We start from the raw sequence: 17518 nt of genomic DNA on the forward strand, positions 1-17518 counted from the left end.
TTGCCGGGGCGTTCGCTTTCCGAACCCTGGGCGAAGATCCGGACCTTGGAGGTCCGGATTCCGAACGGGTCCCGCGGGATCCCGAACGGGCCCTGAACGGTCCTCAGTCCTCCGCCGGCTCGGAGGCGGTCGCCGTCTTGGCGGCCGCCTTCTTCGCGGTGGTGGTCTTCTTGGCCGTCGTCTTCTTCGCGGTCGTGGTCTTCTTCGCCGCGGTCTTCTTGGCCGCCGTCGTCTTCTTCGCCGGAGCCTTCTTGGCCGCCTTCTTCGCAGTCTTCTTCGCGGGCCCCTTCGCGCGCTTCTCGGCGAGCAGCTCGAAACCGCGCTCCGGGGTGATCGTCTCGACGCTGTCACCGGAGCGCAGGGTCGCGTTGGTCTCGCCGTCGGTGACGTACGGCCCGAAGCGGCCGTCCTTGACGACGACCGGCTTCTCGCTCACCGGGTCGGTGCCCAGCTCCTTCAGCGGCGGCTTGGCGGCCGCCCGGCCACGCTGCTTCGGCTGGGCGTAGATCGCCAGCGCCTCCTCCAGCGTGATCGTGAAGAGCTGCTCCTCGGCCTGGAGCGAGCGCGAGTCCGTGCCCTTCTTCAGATACGGGCCGTAGCGGCCGTTCTGCGCGGTGATCTCCTGGCCCTCGGCATCGGTGCCGACGACGCGCGGCAACGACATCAGCTTCAGGGCGTCGTCGAGTGTCACCGTGTCCAGGGACATCGTCTTGAACAGGGACGCCGTGCGCGGCTTGACCGCGTTCTTGCCCGTCTTCGGGGTGCCCTCGGGGAGGATCTCCGTCACGTACGGGCCGTAGCGGCCGTCCTTGGCGACGATGGTGTGGCCGGTGGCCGGGTCCGTGCCCAGCTCGTAGTCGCCGCTCGGCTTGGCGAGCAGCTCCTCCGCGAGGTCCACGGTCAGCTCGTCCGGCGCCAGGTCGTCCGGGATGTCGGCGCGCTGGTGCTGCTCGGTGTCCTTCTCGCCGCGCTCGATGTACGGCCCGTAGCGGCCGACCCGCAGCACGATGTCGTTGCCCACCGGGAACGACGACACCTCGCGCGCGTCGATCGCGCCCAGGTCGGTCACGAGTTCCTTGAGGCCGCCGAGGTGGTCCCCGTCGCCGTTGCCGGCGTCGGCGGCACCGCCCCCGCCTGTGCCCTCACCGAAGTAGAACCGCTTCAGCCACGGCACGGACTGCGCCTCACCGCGGGCGATGCGGTCGAGGTCGTCCTCCATCTTGGCGGTGAAGTCGTAGTCGACGAGCCGCCCGAAGTGCTTCTCCAGGAGGTTGACCACGGCGAAGGACAGGAAGGACGGGACGAGCGCCGTGCCCTTCTTGAACACGTAGCCGCGGTCCAGGATCGTGCCGATGATCGACGCGTACGTCGACGGGCGGCCGATCTCGCGCTCTTCCAGCTCCTTGACCAGGGAGGCCTCGGTGTAGCGGGCCGGAGGCTTGGTGGCGTGCCCGTCGACCGTGATCTCCTCGGCGCTCAGGGCGTCGCCCTCGGAGACCTGGGGCAGCCGGCGCTCGCGGTCGTCGAGCTCGGCGTTCGGGTCGTCGGCACCCTCGACGTAGGCCTTGAGGAAGCCGTGGAAGGTGATCGTCTTGCCGGACGCGCTGAACTCGACGTCCCGGCCGTCGGCCGCCGTGCCGCCGATCTTCACCGTGACGCTGTTGCCGGTCGCGTCCTTCATCTGGGAGGCGACGGTCCGCTTCCAGATCAGCTCGTACAGCTTGAACTGGTCGCCGGTCAGTCCGGTCTCGGCAGGCGTGCGGAAACGATCACCCGAGGGGCGGATCGCCTCGTGGGCCTCCTGCGCGTTCTTGACCTTCCCGGCGTACGTCCTCGGCTGCGGCGGCAGATATTCGGCGCCGTACAGCTGCGTGACCTGGGCGCGGGCGGCGGCGACCGCCGTGTCGCTCAGGGTCGTGGAGTCCGTACGCATGTACGTGATGTAGCCGTTCTCGTACAGCTTCTGGGCGATCTGCATCGTCGCCTTCGCGCCGAAGCCGAGCTTGCGGCTGGCCTCCTGCTGCAACGTCGTCGTACGGAACGGGGCGTACGGCGAGCGGCGATAGGGCTTGGACTCGACGGACCGGACCGCGAAGCTCGTGTTCTCCAGGGCTGCGGCCAGGGCGCGGGCGTTCGCCTCGTCGAGGTGGAGGGTGTTCGCGCTCTTCAGCTGTCCCAGGGAGTCGAAGTCGCGGCCCTGCGCGACCCGCCTGCCGTCGACGGTCTGGAGGCGTGCGACCAGCGACGACGGGTCCGACGAGTCTCCCGCACGGCCGGTCGCGAAGGTGCCCGTCAGGTCCCAGTACTCAGCCGAACGGAAGGCGATGCGCTCGCGTTCCCGCTCGACGACGAGCCGCGTGGCGACCGACTGGACTCGGCCCGCGGACAGCCGCGGCATGACCTTCTTCCACAGGACCGGCGAGACCTCGTAACCGTAGAGACGGTCGAGGATGCGGCGGGTCTCCTGGGCGTCGACGAGCTTCTGGTTGAGCTGGCGCGGGTTGGCCACGGCGGCCTGGATCGCGGCCTTGGTGATCTCGTGGAAGACCATCCGCTTGACCGGGACCTTGGGCTTGAGCACCTCCTGGAGGTGCCAGGCGATGGCCTCGCCCTCGCGGTCCTCATCGGTGGCGAGGAAGAGCTCGTCGGAGTCCTTCAGCAGATCCTTGAGCTTCTTGACCTGCGCCTTCTTATCGGCGTTGACCACATAGATCGGCTGGAAGTCGTGTTCGACGTCCACACCGAGGCGGCGGACCTCGCCGGTGTACTTCTCGGGCACCTCGGCAGCGCCGTTGGGAAGGTCGCGGATGTGCCCGACGCTCGCCTCGACTACGTAGCCGGGGCCCAGGTAGCCCTTGATCGTCTTCGCCTTGGCAGGCGACTCGACGATGACGAGTCGGCGGCCGCCCTGTGCGGTCTCGCTGGTCGGGGACAACTTCGCTCTTCTCTCCGGTCGACGCTGGGGCCTCCCCAGGGTTCGCCTCCCGGGGTCGGGTCGTGGTGACGCTGCGGAGTGTGACGGTACATCCCGCCCCCGTGTCAAACGGGAAAAGCCCGCAACGGCCACTCGAACGGTAACCCGACTACCACCATTCCTGCCGCCCGGAGTGCCCGGAGCCGGCCCGGGCCCATGCGGAGGGCAACCTCTCGGTCACCCACAGGCGCGGCGCCGGCACGGGCCTCAGAGGCGGGTGAAGCACCAGGTTCCGGCCGCCAGGGCCAGCACCGCGACGACGCTCGCGAGGGTCGCCGACGCGACGGGGCTCACGCCCTGGGCGACGGGCCGATGCCGGCGGACGCATGTCACGGTCCACGCCAGCAGTCCGCCTCCGAACAGGGAGAACACCGCTCCCGCGAAGATCGCCGGTTCGCTCTCCATGGCTCGCCGTGCCCCTTTTCTCCGGTCCGCGTCTCCCCAGCCACGGGAGGCTGACACGCGTGGGCGGCGGGCAGGCGAACCGGAGGTGAACGCCGGGGCGACACAGCTGCGGATCGGGGACTTCCGACCCCCCACGGACCGTTTCGGGCGAGGTGTTCAAATCGACTCGAATTTGTTGGCGAGTCTCCTCGACGAGGGCCCCGTGGTGTGTGGGACGGGGGCGGTGGGACGTGAGGGGTGAGCGCGGAGCGTGCACCGTGGGGCGCTGGTGGTCCCCTCGGCAGGGGTGCCTGCCGGGTCCCTCAGCGGACCGGCTCCAGGAATCCCTGCTCGACGAGCAGCCGGATCTGCGCCGGAGTGCGGTCGCGCAGCAGCACCGGGTCCTCGCCGATCAGCTGGGCGATGGCGTCGAGGATGCGACCGGCGCTCATCGTGCCGTCGCACACGCCCGCGAAGCCCGCGCCGACCGTGTCCACCCGGGTCGCCCTCCGCATGCCGCGGTTCTGGCGCAGCACGACATGCTCGGGGTCCTCCGCGCCGGGCAGCCCGACCTGTTCCTGTACGACCTCCGCGCCGAGCCGGAAGTGTCCTTCGAGCAGGGCGGCGTCGTCGTGGTCGCGCAGGTAGTCGAGCCGGTCGAAGTGGGCCCGGATGGTGTCCCCGAGCGGCTGCTCGACCGGATGCGGCCACTCCTCCACCGTGACCGAGGGCACGGCGGCGCCCGTCCTGCGCAGGGTGATCCAGCCGAAGCCGACGGCCTTCACCTTGCGCGCCTCGAACTCGTCGAGCCATGCGTCGTACCGCGCCTGGTACTCCGCCACGTCCTCACGGTGGTCGCCCGCGTCCCGCAGCCACAGCTCGGCGTACTGATTGACGTCCTGTACCTCGCGCTGCACGATCCACGCGTCGCAGCCCCGGGGCACCCACGCCCTGAGCCGGTCCTGCCAGTCCTCCCCTTCCACGTGCTGCCAGTTGGCGAGGAACTGCGCGAACCCGCCCTCGTTCAGCCGCTCCCCCGCCTCCTGAACGAGCGTGCGGCACAGATCGTCCCCGCCCATCCCGCCGTCGCGGTAGGTGAGCCGGGCGCCGGGAGAGATCACGAACGGCGGGTTCGAGACGATCAGGTCGTACTTCTCGTCGTCCCGCACCGGCTCGAAGAGGGAGCCCTCGCGCAGCTCGGCGGCCGGAGTGCCGGACAGCGCCAGGGTGAGGGCGGTGATGTGCAGCGCGCGCGGGTTGAGGTCGGTGGCCGTCACGCGCGTGGCGTGATGGGCGGCGTGCAGCGCCTGGATGCCGGAGCCGGTGCCGAGGTCGAGCGCGGCGGCGACGGGCGTACGGACCGTGATGCCGGCGAGGGTCGTGGAGGCGCCGCCGACTCCCAGGACGACTCCCTCGTCACGCCGGCCGATCCCGCCGGCGCCACCGACCGCGCAGCCCAGGTCCGACACGATGAACCAGTCCTCGCCGCCCGGCCCGCCGTACGGCCGTACGTCCACGGTGGCGGCGAGCTCGTCGCCACCGACGCGCGTCAGCCAGCCGCTCTCCAGGCAGGCCTCGACGGGCAGGACGTCCGCCACGCGCGCGCGGGGCACGGGCTGCTGAAGGAGGAACAGCCGGACGAGCAACTCCAGCGGCGTGTCCCCCCGGGTCGCCCGGAGCGCGGGCACGGTCTCGCTCCGGGCCAGGGCCGCGTACGCGGGGGCGCCGAGCAGTTCGAGCAGCCCGTCGGCGGTGAAGGAGGCTCCGAGCAGGGCGTCCCGGAGCCGGGCGGCGACATCGGGACGGTCGGAGGAGGGCAGCGGGGACAGGGGTGACTGGCTGGCGTTACTCACGCCCCCCATTGTGGCCGCCGACACCGGTATCGCACGCGCCCGTGCCGGGCAACGGGCGCGGCTCGGCGGACCGCCCGGGCAATCACTCTGATACTCGGCAGTCCCGCCCGCCTCGGAAATGCTCCTCGCTCAGCTCTGGGTCGCCGGCGCCGTGGCCGCCTTGCAGCTGTCCTGCCGGGCCATCGCCTGGCCGACCTCGCCCTCCTCCAGGGTCCGGAGCGCGTCGTTCCCGCTCTTGCCCAGCTTGTCGAGCTCCGTGGCGATGTCCTTGAGGCCGTCCGCGAACTTGCCCTGGTCCTTGGTGTCGAGCCCGTCGACCTGCTTCTTCAGGGAGGCGTACGAGGAGGAGATCGCGTTGAGCTCCTTGACGGCGTCCTGCTGCTTCTTCTCGCCGTTCTCGACGTCCGGCGCCCCGGCCTTGGTCACCGCGGCCCCGATGGCCTTGTAGGCGTCGGACATGTCCTGGAAGGCCTGTGCGTCGGTCTTCTGGACGTCCTCCGGCTTGCTGTTGTCCGAGGTTTCCTTCTGGATCGAGGCATTGGCCGACTCGATCTTCTTGGCCTGCGGCTGCACGGCGTCGCAGACCTCCTTGGCCCAGGAGTCCAGCTTCTCGTTGTCGTCGCCGCCGCACCCCGACAGCGCCAGTACCAGTACCGCACCGCCGGACAGTGCGGCCGCGAGCTTCTTGTTCACCGGTTTGGTCCCTTCCATGGCTCTCGGCCCCGGAACATACACGCCAGATGCACGGCAACCGCACGCCGAACGTCTATTAAGACCCTTTTGTAACCTTTTGCACCAAGCGAGAGAAGCCTCACGACGCGATGGTGCACACACAGAGCGGGCGGGCGACGCGTCAACGCGCGCCGCCCGCCCGCACCTTGAGCTGGGGCTTGGACGACCTCCCTACGAAACCACCGCCGGGTCCGCCGACTTGGGCTTCGCATCGGCGTTGTCTTCGTCACCCATGGCGATTCCACGCCGCTTTGACACGTACACCGCGCCGACGATCACGAGGAACGCCAGGGCCGCGACCAGGATCCGCACCCCGATGCTCTTGTCGGCGCCGTAGGAGAACTTGATCACCGCAGGCGCGATGAGCAGCGACACCAGGTTCATGACCTTCAGCAGCGGGTTGATCGCGGGACCGGCGGTGTCCTTGAAGGGGTCGCCGACGGTGTCGCCGATCACGGTCGCCGCGTGGGCCTCACTGCCCTTGCCTCCGTGGTGGCCGTCCTCGACGAGCTTCTTGGCGTTGTCCCAGGCGCCACCGGAGTTGGCCAGGAACACCGCCATCAGCGTGCCCGCACCGATCGCGCCCGCCAGGAACGCGCCGAGCGGCCCGACACCGAGCGTGAACCCGATGAAGATGGGCGCCATCACGGCGAGCAGACCGGGCGTGGCCAGCTCGCGCAACGCGTCCTTGGTGCAGATGTCGACGACCTTGCCGTACTCCGGGGTCTCGCTGTAGTCCATGATCCCGGGCTTCTCGCGGAACTGCCGCCGGACCTCGTAGACCACGGAACCCGCCGACCGCGACACGGCGTTGATCGCCAGCCCCGAGAAGAGGAAGACGACCGCCGCGCCCGCGATGAGACCCACGAGGTTGTTGGGCTGCGAGATGTCCATCATCAGGCTCATCGGGGCACCGTCCCCGCTGAGCTTCTCGCCCACGTCCCGCGCGCCGGTGAAGATCGCGTCACGGTACGACCCGAACAGCGCCGCCGCCGCGAGCACGGCCGTGGCGATCGCGATGCCCTTGGTGATCGCCTTGGTGGTGTTGCCGACCGCGTCCAGGTTCGTGAGCACCTGCGCGCCCGCGCCCTCGACGTCGCCGGACATCTCCGCGATGCCCTGCGCGTTGTCGGAGACCGGCCCGAAGGTGTCCATCGCGACGATCACGCCGACCGTGGTGAGCAGGCCGGTGCCCGCCAGCGCCACCGCGAACAGTGCCAGCATGATCGACGTACCGCCGAGCAGGAACGCCCCGTACACGCCGAGGCCGATCAACAGGGCGGTGTAGACGGCCGATTCGAGACCCACGGAGATACCGGCGAGGACGACGGTGGCCGGGCCGGTGAGCGAGGTCTTGCCGATGTCCCGGACGGGACGCCGGGTGGTCTCGGTGAAGTAGCCGGTCAGTTGCTGGATCAGGGCGGCGAGCACGATACCGATGGCCACCGCGACGAGCGCGAGGACCCGCGGGTCGCCGTCCTTGCCCGTGATCGCCGCGTCGGTCACGCCGTCGAGCTCCGAGTACTTCCCGGGCAGGTAGACGAAGACGGCCACGGCCACCAGCACGAGCGAGATCGCCGCGGAGATGAAGAACCCGCGGTTGATGGCGCTCATGCCGCTGCGGTCGGCCCGCCTCGGCGCCACCGCGAAGATGCCGATCATCGCGGTGATCACACCGATCGCCGGCACGAGCAGCGGGAATCCGAGCCCGGCGTCGCCGAAGGCCGCCGTGCCCAGGATCAGCGCGGCGACCAGGGTCACGGCGTACGACTCGAAGAGGTCGGCCGCCATGCCCGCGCAGTCGCCGACGTTGTCGCCCACGTTGTCGGCGATGGTCGCGGCATTGCGCGGGTCGTCCTCCGGAATGCCCTGTTCGACCTTGCCGACCAGGTCGGCGCCGACGTCGGCGGCCTTGGTGAAGATGCCGCCGCCGACACGCATGAACATCGCGATCAGCGCGGCTCCGAGACCGAAGCCTTCGAGCACCTTCGGCGCGTCGGCCGCGTACACCAGCACCACGCAGGAGGCGCCCAGCAGGCCGAGGCCCACTGTGAACATGCCGACGACGCCGCCCGTGCGAAATGCGATCTTCATCGCTTTGTGCGATACCGCGGTGAGATCTTTTTCCGGCTCGCCTGCCGCCGGAGTGGCTTCCCGCGCCGCCGCGGCGACACGCACATTGCTGCGCACGGCGAGCCACATGCCGATATAGCCGGTGGCCGCCGAGAACGCCGCTCCGATCAGGAAGAACACCGACCGTCCGGCACGCTGATTCCAGTCGTCCGCGGGCAGCAGCATGAGCAGGAAGAACACGACCACGGCGAATACGGCGAGCGTGCGCAGCTGACGTGCCAGATAGGCGTTCGCGCCTTCCTGGACCGCCGCCGCGATCTTCTTCATGCTGTCGGTGCCCTCGCCGGCCGCGAGTACCTGGCGCACCAGGACGCCCGCGACCACGAGTGCCGCCAGCGCGACGACCGCGATGACCACGACGAGAACGCGGTTGCCATCGGTCAGTACGGCGGCTGCGAGGTCTGTGGGATGGCCCGACTGTGGTGAGAGAGAAAGCCCCGCCATTCGTCCTCCTTGACGCTTGGGCTGAGCTCAAGATGTGGACGGGATTGTAGGTACCGGAACCTGATCAAAACAGAGCGCGATAAGCGGAATTGGCCTTCTGAGGTAATGCCCTGAAAGCATTCTCGGACTGCCCTGGAGCATGCGAATGATCGTGAACGAATTCACGCGATGAACGGCACAGGAACTACTGTAAAGGCGAGCACTGACACCCGCACATGACGAAGGGCCCCACGGGTGGGGCCCTTCGTCAGGAACGGTGTGCGCGGTGGCTTGTCAGGCCAGGATGGTGGGCGGCGGGGTGGTCGGCCATGTCATCTTGATCGACCCGCCGTGCTCCCCCGCGCTGACCTCGACATCGTCGACGAGCCCGCTGATGACCGCGAGGCCCATCTCGTCCTCCTCGGCCTCACCGTCGGGGTCACCTGGTCCGGCGCCGGGTCCGCGCTCGCCGGGGACCGCGTGCGGGGCCTCGTCGCCGACCTCGATGGAGAACTGTTTCTCCTCCTCGATCAGCAGCACCTTCACCGGTGCCGAGATCCCGCCGGTCTGGTGCAGCCCGACGGCCCGCGTGCAGGCCTCGCCGACAGCGAGCCTGACCTCGTCGAGGACGGCCTCGTCCACTCCGGCCCTGCGCGCCACCGCGGCCGCCACCAGTCGGGCGGTCCTGACGTGCTCGGGCAGCGCGCTGAAGCGGAGCTCAACGGTGGCCATGCATCCCCCTCGCAACTACGGGCGTGCTTTTCGAGAGGCTCCGGGCCGCCGAAAGCCCGGGCCCCCTCGGTCTTCACTTCTGCCGAACTCTTGCCGCGACTTCGGCCGGCCCGGGCGCGAGGCCCGGGTCCGGTGGTCAGTCGGTCGCCGCCACCGCTTCCTCGACCGAGGTGTGAATCGGGAACACCTTGGTGAGGCCGGTGATGCGGAAGATCTTCAGAATGCGCTCCTGGTTGCAGACCAGGCGCAGGGAGCCCTCATGGGCCCGCACACGCTTCAGGCCGCCGACCAGCACGCCGAGCCCGGTGGAGTCGAGGAAGTCCACGCCCTCCATGTCGACGACAAGGTGGAAACTGCCGTCGTTCACCAGCTCGACCAACTGCTCGCGCAGCTTGGGCGCGGTATATACGTCGATTTCGCCACCGACCCTGACGATCGTGCGATCGCCCATGGTCTCGGTCGACAGGGACAGGTCCACGGATCCTCCAGCACCTTGCTATCGAGCGGTCGCCCTTGGGGCACCTCGGCTTCGTCCCCTGGACGGTTCGCCAGCCGCGATGGCATTCAATCACTTACGGGCAGGCGTGCACGACGCCTTGGCTCCATTGTCCGTCACGCCAGTGACACACTCGGTGCCGATGGCCAAGAATCACCGATCCGATGGACCCCCGACGGACCCCGCCTCCCGACCCGCGCCGGGCGCGGTCCTGGACCGGCTCGCGTCCGGTCCGAGCAGGGCTTCGCGCATTACTCATACGGAGCACTTGCCCCCGCGCGAGGGTCGGCATGCCGTCTGGTCGGAACGGATCCGCGCGGAGGTCGTGGCGGCCGTGCAGGCCGCGGGCATCGAGCACCCCTGGGCCCATCAGGCGCGCGCGGCGGAGCACGCGCTGGACGGCGAATCGGTCGTCGTCGCCACCGGCACGGCCTCCGGCAAGTCCCTGGCCTACCTCGTGCCGGTCCTGTCCACCCTCCTGGACGGCGCCGAGGCCCCGAACGGCCGCGGCGCGACCGCCCTCTACCTCGCCCCCACCAAGGCCCTTGCGGCGGATCAGTGCCGCTCCGTGAAGGAACTTTCACATCCGTTGGGCCATTCGGTACGCACGGCCGTGTACGACGGCGACACTCCGTTCGAAGAGCGCGAGTGGATCCGCCAGTACGCCAACTACGTCCTGACCAACCCGGACATGCTGCACCGCGGCATCCTGCCGTCCCACCCCCGCTGGTCCTCCTTCCTGAAGTCGCTGAAGTACGTCGTCGTCGACGAGTGCCACACCTACCGCGGCGTCTTCGGCTCGCACGTCGCCCAGGTGTTGCGCCGGCTGCGGCGCCTGTGCGCCCGCTACGGCTCCTCACCCGTGTTCCTGCTGGCCTCCGCCACTGCCGCCGAGCCCGCGGTGGCCGCCCGCCGCCTCACCGGTCTGCCGGTGGTGGAGGTCGCCGACGATGCCTCCCCGCGTGGTGAACTGGTGTTCGCACTCTGGGAACCGCCGCTGACCGAGCTGCACGGCGAGAAGGGCGCCCCCGTCCGCCGCACGGCCACCGCCGAGGCCGCCGACCTGCTCACCGACCTCACCGTGCAGGGCGTGCGCTCGGTCGCCTTCGTGCGGTCCCGGCGCGGTGCCGAGCTGATTTCCGTCATCTCCCAGGAGCGACTGGCCGAGGTCGACCGGTCGCTGGCCCGGCGTGTCGCGGCGTACCGGGGCGGTTATCTGCCGGAAGAGCGTCGCGCACTCGAACAAGCCCTCCATTCGGGTGAACTGCTGGGCCTCGCCGCGACGAACGCCCTCGAACTCGGCATCGACATCTCCGGCCTGGACGCGGTCGTCATCGCCGGCTACCCGGGCACACGCGCCTCCCTGTGGCAGCAGGCGGGCCGGGCCGGGCGGTCCGGCCAGGGGGCGCTGGCTGTCCTGGTCGCCCGTGACGACCCGCTGGACACCTTCCTCGTCCACCACCCGGAGGCCCTGTTCGACCAGCCCGTCGAGTCGACGGTCCTCGACCCGGACAACCCCTACGTGCTGGCCCCGCACCTGTGTGCGGCCGCCGAGGAACTGCCCCTGACGGACGAGGACCTCGACCTGTTCGGCCCGGCCTGCGAGGACCTCCTTCCTCAGCTCGAAGCCGCCAAGCTGCTGCGCCGCCGCACCAAGGCCTGGCACTGGACCCGCCGCGAGCGGGCAGCCGACCTCACCGACATCCGCGGTGAGGGCGGGCGCCCGGTCCAGGTCGTCGAGGCCGGCACGGGCCGGTTGCTCGGCACGGTCGACGCGGGCGCCGCGCACTCGACCGTCCACGAGGGGGCGGTCCACCTCCACCAGGGCCGCACGTACCTGGTGCGGTCGCTGGACCTGGAGGACTCCGTCGCCCTCGTCGAGGAGGCAGCCCCGCCCTACTCCACGGTCGCCCGCGACACGACGTCGATCTCCGTGCTGGAAACGGACGTCGAGGTCCCCTGGGGCGACGGCCGCCTCTGCTACGGCTCCGTCGAGGTCACCAACCAGGTCGTCTCCTTCCTCCGCAGACGGCTCATGACCGGTGAGGTGCTGGGCGAGACGAAACTCGACCTCCCTCCTCGTACGCTGCGCACCCGGGCCGTGTGGTGGACCGTCACCGAGGACCAGCTCGACCGCGCGCGGATCAACCCGGAGATCCTCGGCGGCTCCCTGCACGCCGCCGAGCACGCGTCGATCGGCCTGCTGCCCCTCTTCGCGACCTGCGACCGCTGGGACATCGGCGGCGTGTCGATCCCGCTCCACCCCGACACGCTCCTGCCCACGGTCTTCGTCTACGACGGCCACCCCGGCGGCGCGGGCTTCGCTGAGCGCGCCTTCCACACCGCCCGCACCTGGCTGACCGCCACCCGCCAGGCCATCGCCTCCTGCGAGTGCGACGCCGGCTGCCCGTCCTGCATCCAGTCCCCCAAGTGCGGCAACGGCAACGACCCGCTGCACAAGAGGGGCGCGGTGCGGCTGCTCACGGTGCTGCTGGAGGGGGCTCCCGAAGAGAAGGAGGCGGAGGCGCAGGAGCGGCCGACGGAAGGCCCGAGGGAACCGACGGAGGCCCCGCCCGCGCCCTGACCTCCGCCGTGAACGGCCCCCGGCCCGACGCCGCCGTCACGTCCGAGGTCTCTCCGACGACCTCGCACCGCACGAGCCGGACGCCCTGTGCCCGGGCCACCCGGCCGGCCCGGGCGCAGGCCGCCGTACCGCCCTCGGCCCAGTGGTCCGCCGCCGCGAGCGCCGCGAGATCCGCACCGCCCGCCGCACGGTGCCGGATCACGACGGCCTGCCCCAGCGCGAGGACGACGCCGAACACCACGCACAGGACGGCGATCGCCCCGGCACTCCAGACGGTGGCGGACCCCTGGTCCGATGCGACACCTCGCAACGGCCTGCGCCCCGCCTCCCGGCGCCCCGCGTCCCGGCGCCTCGCACCCCGCCCCCGCCTCTGCGGCCGCCGTCTCATGTGCCCACCCCCACCGTCTCCTCCACCGACGCCACGGCCTCCTCCCGCACGGCGAAGGACAGGCCGCGCAGTACCGGCGGCTCGGCCACGACGACCACCCGGACATGTTCCGCGCCCCGGTCGACGGTGACCTTCGCGCCGGGCGGTGCCGCCTCACGGGTCAGTCGCACGACCGCGTCGGGCGGGTCCTGGCGGGCCGCCGCGCGGGCGCCCGTCCTCGCCGCGTCCACGCACTGGATCTGCGCGGCCACGACCAGCAGTCCCCACACCAGCGCCATCGCGAACATCACCAGCACGGGCAGCACCACGGCCGACTCCGCCGTGACGAACCCCCGGTCCGCGCCCCGCTCACATCCGCGCATCGAGGGCTTCCTTCACGATGTTCTGGAGCTCCGCGCTGACCGCGCCACTCGTGACGACCTTGTAGAGCACCACCGCGAAGGCCACCGCCGCGACGATTCCCATCGCGTACTCGGACGTGACCATCCCCGCGTCCCTCCGCGCCGCACGCGCCCCGCACACCAGGGCACCCACCCGTGCCCGTACCGCCTGATACATCTCGACCCCCGTGGGAAAGTTCCGAACTTCTGTTGCCAATCGCTGACTTGTTCCGCCGCTGATCCGGGTCTTTGCAGCCTCACGCACCACCCCCTCCGAGCACCCCGCCCGCGAGCCCGATCACCACGGGCAGCACGCCGACCGCGATGAACGCGGGCAGGAAGCACAGCCCGACCGGCGCGCTGACCATGACGCCCGCTCGGCGCGCCCTGGCCGTCGCGGCGCGCCCCCAGTCGGCACGGGCCTCGGCGGCGAGGCGTGCGACCGGCGTGGCGGCGGGCAGTCCGGACACATCGGCCCGTTCGAGCAGCCGGGCCAGGCCTCCGGCGCCCGGGAGGGCGGACAGCCTCCGCCAGGCCGGGCCCGGTTCGCCGCCCAGCCGTACCTCAGCCGCACCGTGGGCGAGGGCGTCGCCCACCGGGCCGCCCAGGGCCTCGCCCACCGCCTGTGCGGCGACCACCGGGCCGGCGCCCGCCGCGATGCAGGCAGCCAGCAGGTCGGCGGCCAGGGGCAGTTGCCGCGCTGCCTCGGCGAGGTCGGGTGCCCGCGTGTCCGCACCGGCCGCCTCCTGCCGCAGCCGCCACCGCCACATCCCCACCGCGCCGGCCAGTCCGACGGCGACGCCGACCGGGCCGCCGATCAGCGCCCAGCCGGCGCATGCCACGCCGACGGGCACCGACCATCTGCGCGCGGCCCGGCTCCAGGCGAGGCGCGGGGCCGGAGCGGTCGCTTCGCGGGGCGACAGCTCGGCCAGCCGACGCCGCATCCTGCGGCGGCGCCCCGCCTCCTCGAGCCGGCACACCGACCACCGGAGAACCAGCAGAACCCCCACCGTTACCCCCAGCCTGTGGACAACTTCCCCGCTCATGCCGCCACCTCCGCACCCCGCACGATCCGCTGCACCCACCACAGCCCGAGGCCCTCCAGCACACCGCCGGCCACCAGACAGCCCAGGCCCGCCGTGGTGTGCAGCAGGACATGGAGGGGGTCGGCGCCGAGAGCGGTGCCGATGAGGAGCCCCAGGGCCGGCAGCCCGGCGAGCAGCACCGCGGTGGCCCGGGCACCGGCCAACTGGGCGCGCAGGTCGGACCGTTGGTCCCGTTCGGCGCGCAGGGCGGCGGCGAGCCGGTCGAGTCCCGCCGCGAGCCCCGCGCCCTGGTCCACGGCGACCCGCCAGCACGCCGCGAGTCCCCGCAGCCCCTCGGCCCCCGGCTGCCCGGCAGCGGTCGCGAGCGCGTCCGGCACGTCACCGCCGAACCGTGCCGCCGCCAGCACCGTCCCCTGTGCGTCCGCGAGGCCGCCGCAGTCCCGGGCGGCCCGCAGCAACGCCTCTCCCGGCTGGCGCCCGGCCCGCACCTCCCCGGCGAGCACCCCGCACAGCGCGATCACCGCGTCGGCCCGGCGCTCCCGGTCCCGCCGCACCCGGCCGGCCAGCCGGATCCGTCGCAGCAGCGGCACGCCGGCCGCTCCCAGGACGACGGGCAGCACCGACGACCCGAGCACCGCCAGCACCAGCCCGGCCACCGGTGCCCACCACTCGGCCCGCAGCCGCCCGCGGACCCGCCGCAGCCCCTCAACCGTCCGGCGCAACCCGGGCGGTCCGCTCCCGACGGTCCCGCCGCCGGAGAGCAGCAACCGCGCCCGCCGTGCCGCCGAGTGACGCTCACCCAGCAGCCAGACCGCGGCCCCCATGCACACCGCGGCCGCACCCATGGACATCTCAGCCGCTCCCGTCATCACTCGCCCCCTTCATGGCGGCCGCACCCGGCCCGCCCTCGCTTCCCCCGCTCCGAAGCAGCCCCCGCAGCCGCTCCCACCCCCGTTCGCGCACGAAGGCCTCCGTTCCCCACCGCAGCGCCGGCACCGTCCGCACCAGCCCCGACGACTCCCGCTCCAGCACATGCACCTCGGCGATCCGCCGCCGCCCGGTCCGGTCGCGTACGAGGTGCAGCACCACGGAGAGGGCGGCCGCCACCTGGCTGTGCAGCGCGGCCCGGTCGAGCCCGGCGGCCGTACCGAGCGCCTCCAGGCGGGCCGGTACATCGGCGGCGGCATTGGCGTGCACGGTTCCGCAGCCGCCCTCGTGGCCGGTGTTCAACGCGGCCAGCAGGTGCACCACTTCGGGTCCGCGGACCTCGCCCACGACCAGCCGGTCGGGCCGCATCCGCAGCGCCTGGCGCACCAGGTCCTCGAGCGTGACGAGGCCGGCGCCCTCCTGGTTGGCGGGTCTGGTCTCCAGCCGCACCACGTGCGGATGGTCCGGCCGCAGTTCCGCCGAGTCCTCGGCGAGGACGATCCGCTCGTCCGGCCCCACCAGCCCCAGAAGGGCGCTCAGCAGGGTCGTCTTGCCGCTGCCCGTGCCGCCGCTGACGAGGAAGGACAGCCGTGCGTCGAGGAGCGCGCGCAGCACGCGCTCCCCGCCCGGCGGCACCGTGCCCGCCGCGACCAGCTCGCCGAGCGTGAAGGCACGCGGCCGTACGACCCGCAGGGACAGGCAGGCGCAGCCCACGGCGACCGGCGGCAGCACCGCGTGCAGCCGGGTCCCGTCGGGCAGGCGGGCGTCGGCCCAGGGCCGGGCGTCGTCCAGCCGGCGCCCGGCCACGGCGGCGAGGCGCTGGGCGAGCCGCCGTACGGCCGCCGCGTCCGCGAAGCGCACCTGCGTGAGCTCCAGTCCGCCGCCGCGGTCCACCCAGACCCGGTCCGGGGCCGACACCAGCACGTCGGTCACCGACGGGTCGGCGAGCAGGGGCTCCAGCGGCCCACTGCCGACCAGCTCGGACCTCAACCGCGCGGCGGCCCCCAGGACTTCCGCGTCCCCGAGCACCCGTCCCTGCTCCCGCAGGGCCTGTGCCACGCGCGCGGGGGTGGGTTCGGCCCCGCTCTCGGCCAGCCACCGCCGCACCCCGTCTAGCAGTTCCACGCCCTCCAGCCCGGCCAGGCTGTTCACGCCGCACCCGCCTCGACGAGCGCCCGCTCCCAGAACTCCCTGCAGAACCGGGCGAGCGGTCCGCGCGGAGCGGCGCCCGGGGGTGCCGTGCCCTCGTCCCGGCGCAGCAGTTGCGGCTCGACCGGCACCTCGCCGACCAGGGGCAGTCCGAGCAGCCGGGCCACTTCCCGGTCGTCGAGCCCCGGCGGGTACGGCCCGCGGACCGCCACCCGCAGATCGCGCACGACCATGCCGACCGCGGACGCCACCCGCCCGGCGGCCGCGACGGCGCGCAGCTCGGCGGGCACCACCAGAACGCCGACGTCGAGCTGGGTGAGGACCTCGGCGACGCCGTCGTCGATGCGGCGCGGCAGGTCGACCACGACCGTGCCGCCCCGGCGCCGGGCCGCGGCGAGCACCGCGCGCACCGCCTGGGGCGGGACGGCGATCCGGTCGCCGCGGTCCCAGCTGAGCACCCGCAGCGAGTGCAGCTCGGGCAGCGACTCCTCCAGAGCGCCCCCGCCGACCCGCCCGCGTGAGGAGGCGAACGCGGGCCAGCGCAGCCCGTCGGCCGTCTCGCCGCCGAGCAGTACGTCGAGTCCGCCGCCCAGCGGATCGGCGTCCACGAGGAGTGTGCGCAGCCCCTCGCGCGCGGAGGTGACGGCGAGGGCGCACGCGAGCGTGGACGCTCCGGCCCCGCCCCGGCCGCCGATCACGCCCACGGTGAGGGCGGGCCGGCCGACGCCCTCGGCCACGTCGGCGATGCGGTCGACGAGCCACTGCTCGCCGTCGGGCAGCATCAGGACGTGCTCGGCGCCGATCTCGACGGCCCGGCGCCACACCCCGGAGTCGTCCTGATCCCGGCCGACGAGGACGACTCCTCTTCTGCGCGCGGCCCCGCGCACCCGCCGCGCGGCGTCGTCGCCCACGAGGACGAGCGGCGCGGTCTCCCAGCCGCCTCTGCGGTCGGGCACCCCGTGGTGCACCTCGGGTGTGGCGCCCGCCGCCGCGCACAGGCGCAGCAGGTCGTCGAGGAGTTCGGTGTCCTCGGTGACGATCAGCGGTCCGCCCTGCCGCCCTCCGGCGGCCGGCGGCGGATCGTGTGTGACGGCTCCGGCCACGGTCTCCATCCCCCTTCGCTGCATGACTCGCACGGCCCCTTCGGCCCCGCGATTCCCCATCGTGGGAAGAGCCGGCAAGGCGGCCTCCCTTTGAACGGCCGACACAAACCGGCCATACGCCCCCGGCAATCGGAGCCGGGCCATGAACCCGCCGCGAGTGGGGTGCGCTGGAATCACGGTGCAGCGATCCCGGAAATCGTGTGGATCTTGGTGG

At 72.1% G+C, this 17518-nt stretch carries 15 protein-coding genes; 1 reads left to right on the forward strand and 14 read right to left on the reverse strand.

Translation table 11 applies throughout. The annotated features are described in order from the left end of the window. Positions 1-103: 103 nt before the first annotated feature. From topA to bldG, 7 genes are all read right to left on the reverse strand, one after another. Entirely contained in the window at positions 104-2935 is a 2832-nt protein-coding gene (gene topA / locus MQE23_RS19950) for a type I DNA topoisomerase (protein ID WP_243379735.1), read from the reverse strand. 246 nt (positions 2936-3181) lie between these two features. Continuing rightward, positions 3182-3379, reverse strand: a complete 198-nt coding sequence (locus MQE23_RS19955) for a hypothetical protein (RefSeq protein WP_020272723.1) — start codon at positions 3377-3379, stop codon at positions 3182-3184. Between the two features lie 302 nt (positions 3380-3681). Further along, complete coding sequence (locus tag MQE23_RS19960) at positions 3682-5220, reverse strand: class I SAM-dependent methyltransferase (RefSeq protein ID WP_243379736.1); 1539 nt, start codon at positions 5218-5220, stop codon at positions 3682-3684. A 120-nt stretch (positions 5221-5340) separates the two neighbouring features. Then, positions 5341-5922 carry a putative Small kinetochore-associated protein gene (locus MQE23_RS19965; protein ID WP_020272725.1) on the reverse strand — a complete coding sequence of 194 codons (582 nt, stop codon included), beginning with the start codon at positions 5920-5922 and terminating at the stop codon, positions 5341-5343. A 192-nt stretch (positions 5923-6114) separates the two neighbouring features. Then, complete coding sequence (locus tag MQE23_RS19970) at positions 6115-8520, reverse strand: sodium-translocating pyrophosphatase (RefSeq protein WP_020272726.1); 2406 nt, start codon at positions 8518-8520, stop codon at positions 6115-6117. A 273-nt stretch (positions 8521-8793) separates the two neighbouring features. Then, a complete protein-coding gene (locus MQE23_RS19975; RefSeq protein ID WP_020272727.1) occupies positions 8794-9231 on the reverse strand; it encodes an ATP-binding protein in 438 nt (145 codons plus the stop codon). Positions 9232-9367: 136 nt separating this feature from the next. Continuing rightward, complete coding sequence (bldG, locus tag MQE23_RS19980; RefSeq protein ID WP_003991900.1) at positions 9368-9709, reverse strand: anti-sigma factor antagonist BldG; 342 nt, start codon at positions 9707-9709, stop codon at positions 9368-9370. Positions 9710-9788: 79 nt separating this feature from the next. Between bldG and MQE23_RS19985 the strand changes: the two genes are divergently transcribed. Then, a complete protein-coding gene (locus tag MQE23_RS19985; RefSeq protein ID WP_243379737.1) occupies positions 9789-12311 on the forward strand; it encodes a DEAD/DEAH box helicase in 2523 nt (840 codons plus the stop codon). Here the strand turns inward: MQE23_RS19985 and MQE23_RS19990 are convergent. From MQE23_RS19990 to ssd, 7 genes are all read right to left on the reverse strand, one after another. Continuing rightward, the gene (locus MQE23_RS19990; protein ID WP_243379738.1) at positions 12208-12699 is read right to left on the reverse strand and encodes an Rv3654c family TadE-like protein; all 492 of its coding nucleotides are present in this window, start codon (positions 12697-12699) and stop codon (positions 12208-12210) included. The two genes, MQE23_RS19985 and MQE23_RS19990, sit on opposite strands and share 104 nt — an antisense overlap. After that, complete coding sequence (locus MQE23_RS19995; RefSeq protein ID WP_020272729.1) at positions 12696-13061, reverse strand: TadE family type IV pilus minor pilin; 366 nt, start codon at positions 13059-13061, stop codon at positions 12696-12698. Before MQE23_RS19995 ends, MQE23_RS19990 begins: the two co-directional genes overlap by 4 nt. Continuing rightward, positions 13048-13257 (reverse strand): DUF4244 domain-containing protein, encoded by a 210-nt coding sequence (locus MQE23_RS20000; protein ID WP_020272730.1) that lies wholly within the window; start codon positions 13255-13257, stop codon positions 13048-13050. Before MQE23_RS20000 ends, MQE23_RS19995 begins: the two co-directional genes overlap by 14 nt. 79 nt (positions 13258-13336) lie before the next feature. Next, positions 13337-14125 carry a type II secretion system F family protein gene (locus MQE23_RS20005; protein WP_243379739.1) on the reverse strand — a complete coding sequence of 263 codons (789 nt, stop codon included), beginning with the start codon at positions 14123-14125 and terminating at the stop codon, positions 13337-13339. Continuing rightward, a complete protein-coding gene (locus tag MQE23_RS20010; protein ID WP_243379740.1) occupies positions 14122-14994 on the reverse strand; it encodes a type II secretion system F family protein in 873 nt (290 codons plus the stop codon). The genes MQE23_RS20005 and MQE23_RS20010 overlap by 4 nt, the downstream gene beginning before the upstream one ends. Next, entirely contained in the window at positions 14978-16204 is a 1227-nt protein-coding gene (locus MQE23_RS20015) for a TadA family conjugal transfer-associated ATPase (protein WP_243379741.1), read from the reverse strand. The genes MQE23_RS20010 and MQE23_RS20015 overlap by 17 nt, the downstream gene beginning before the upstream one ends. Beyond that, positions 16201-17313, reverse strand: a complete 1113-nt coding sequence (gene ssd, locus MQE23_RS20020) for a septum site-determining protein Ssd (RefSeq protein ID WP_243382692.1) — start codon at positions 17311-17313, stop codon at positions 16201-16203. The genes MQE23_RS20015 and ssd overlap by 4 nt, the downstream gene beginning before the upstream one ends. Between the last annotated feature and the right edge of the window lie 205 nt (positions 17314-17518).

It is taken from the genome of Streptomyces sp. HP-A2021 (assembly GCF_022807935.1).
In the GTDB taxonomy this organism is placed as follows: domain Bacteria; phylum Actinomycetota; class Actinomycetes; order Streptomycetales; family Streptomycetaceae; genus Streptomyces; species Streptomyces afghaniensis.